Source organism: Streptomyces sp. SID14436 (genome assembly GCF_010548465.1).
Lineage (GTDB): Bacteria > Actinomycetota > Actinomycetes > Streptomycetales > Streptomycetaceae > Streptomyces.
In genome coordinates this window covers 1-2,525 of sequence record NZ_JAAGMD010000183.1, presented here as the reverse complement: position 1 = coordinate 2,525, position 2,525 = coordinate 1, and the positions used below count along the sequence as shown (strand labels likewise).

Here is a 2,525-nt window from a genome sequence, read left to right as displayed (position 1 = left end):
CCAGGCGCTCCGCCGCCAGCGCCGCCGACGCCACCGCGCGCGGGGCGTCGCCCGGGCGGCGCGGCTCGACCAGCGGAGTCCTCCGGTCACCGGTGACCTCGCCGATGACCGTGATCAGCTCGCGCACGGACACGCCCTCGCCCCGGCCCACGTTCACCGTCAGGTCGCCCGCCGCCCCGCCCCCGGACAGCTGCCGGGCCGCCGCCAGGTGCGCCTCGGCCAGATCGGCCACGTGAATGTAGTCACGCACGCAGGTGCCGTCCGGCGTCGGATAGTCGTCGCCGAAGATGCGGGGGGCCTCGCCCCGGGTGAGCCGGTCGAAGACCATCGGCACGATGTTGAAGACCCCGGTGTCGGCCAGCTCCGGCGCCGCCGCCCCGGCCACGTTGAAGTAGCGCAGGCACACCGTCGCGATGCCGTGCGCCCGGCCCGCCGCGCGCACCAGCCACTCGCCGGCCAGCTTCGTCTCCCCGTAGGGGTTCACCGGGGCGCAGGGCGCGTCCTCCGTGATGAGGTCCACACCCGGGTCGCCGTAGACCGCGGCCGACGAGGAGAACACGAAGCGGCCGACGCCCGCGTCCGCGACCGCCTCCAGCAGCGTCGCCAGACCGCCCACGTTCTCCCGGTAGTACCGGGTGGGGCGTGCCACCGACTCGGCGACCTGCTTGCGCGCGGCGAGGTGCACCACCCCGGTCACCGCGTGCTCCGCCAGCACCTTCCGGACCAGGGCGCCGTCCAGGGCGGACCCCTCGACCAGCGGGATCCCGGCCGGCAGGCGGGCCGGCACCCCGGCCGAGAGGTCGTCCAGCGCGACGACGTCCTCCCCGGCGTCGGCCATGGCCCGCGCCACGTGTGCCCCGATGTAGCCGGCTCCGCCGGTGATCAGCCATGTCATGGTCGACCACCCTATGACGACCCGGGGGAGCGGACGGAGCGGCCGGGGTGTCCCCTATCGGACTCAATGCCCGTTCTGCGGGCGCGGTTTGTGGGCCGGGGGCCGCATCCCCGATGATGATCGCGGCAGGGACGCCGCCCCGACCAGGTGGATCCGACCGCCGAACGGTCGGTGAACGCGGGCTTCCGGGGATCCGATAGCCTCTGCCGACATGCCGCCCGGAGGCCCCGTCACGGGCGCCCACCATGCACATGACCGGCGTGGACGCGTCGGCCCCCTCAGGGAGTGAGTTCGGTTGTCGACCGCCATCCTCACCGGTCAGCCGGTCCCCGGTTCGTCACTCGAGGGCGAGCTGCGCTCCCTCGGGTTCGACGTGCGGATCGCGTCCGGCCCCGCCGAGGCGGAGACCCTGCTCGCGGAGGTGCCCGCCGACCGGCGGGTCGCCGTGGTCGACGCCCGGTTCGTCGGACACGAGCACGCCCTGCGCCTGGGCCTGACCGACCCCCGCTTCCCGCTCGCCGCGATCCCCGGGGCCGTCACCGCCCGGCCCGCCGGCCGGCAGGCCCTCACCCGCGCCCTGGCCCGTGAGAACTCCGCCTGCGACGCCCCCGCCGGGGCCGACGGCGAACCGCAGGCCGCCGGGAGCACCGCCGTCGCCGTCGGCCTCGCCGACCGCCTCGCCTCCTCCCTCGCCGCCGACGGCGCCGACCTCCACCGGCCCGACCTCGGCAGCCTGGTCGCCACCGTCCCCGCCGGCCCGCAGGCCCGCAACGAGGCCCGGCAGGCGGTGGCCGCCGTCGACGACGAGGCGATCCGCCTGAAGTCCGCCGTCAAGGCGCGCGACGGCTTCTTCACCACCTTCTGCATCAGCCCGTACTCCCGCTACATCGCCCGCTGGTGCGCCCGGCGCGGCCTGACCCCCAACCAGGTCACCACCGCCTCCCTGCTCACCGCCCTCATAGCGGCCGGCTGCGCCGCCACCGGAACCCGCGCCGGCTTCGTCGCCGCCGGCGTCCTGCTCCTCGCCTCCTTCGTGCTGGACTGCACCGACGGCCAGCTCGCCCGCTACTCCCTGCAGTACTCCACCCTCGGCGCCTGGCTCGACGCCACCTTCGACCGGGCCAAGGAGTACGCCTACTACGCGGGCCTCGCCCTCGGCGCCGCCCGCGGCGGCGACGACGTCTGGGCCCTCGCCCTCGGCGCGATGGTCCTCCAGACCTGCCGGCACGTCGTGGACTTCTCCTTCAACGAGGCCAACCACGACGCCACCGCCAACACCAGCCCCACCGCGGCCCTCTCCGACCGGCTCGACAGCGTCGGCTGGACGGTCTGGCTGCGCCGCATGATCGTCCTCCCGATCGGCGAGCGCTGGGCGATGATCGCCCTCCTGACGGCCGTCACCACCCCCCGCATCACCTTCTACGCCCTGCTCGTCGGCTGCGCCTTCGCCGCCCTCTACACCACCGCCGGCCGCGTCCTGCGCTCCCTCACCCGCAAGGCGCGCAGGACCGACCGGGCCGCCCGTGCCCTCGCCGACCTCGCCGACTCCGGACCGCTCGCGGACGCCCTCGCGGGCCCGCTCCGCAAGCTGCCCGCCCGGGGCCCGCTGGGCTCGCGCGCCCTCCTCGCG

General features: G+C 75.6%; 2 protein-coding genes. One reads left to right on the top strand and one right to left on the bottom strand.

Annotated elements, in window-relative coordinates; genetic code table 11:
• Positions 1–895: UDP-glucose 4-epimerase GalE (gene galE / locus G3I53_RS06670; RefSeq protein WP_164438115.1), on the bottom strand; the 895-nt coding region annotated here is incomplete at its 3' end.
• Positions 896–1,190: 295 nt separating this feature from the next.
• On the opposite strand from galE, the gene G3I53_RS06665 reads away from it, so the two are divergent.
• Positions 1,191–2,525, top strand: a 1,335-nt coding sequence (locus tag G3I53_RS06665; protein WP_164438114.1) for a CDP-alcohol phosphatidyltransferase family protein, incomplete at its 3' end; no start/stop codon positions are given.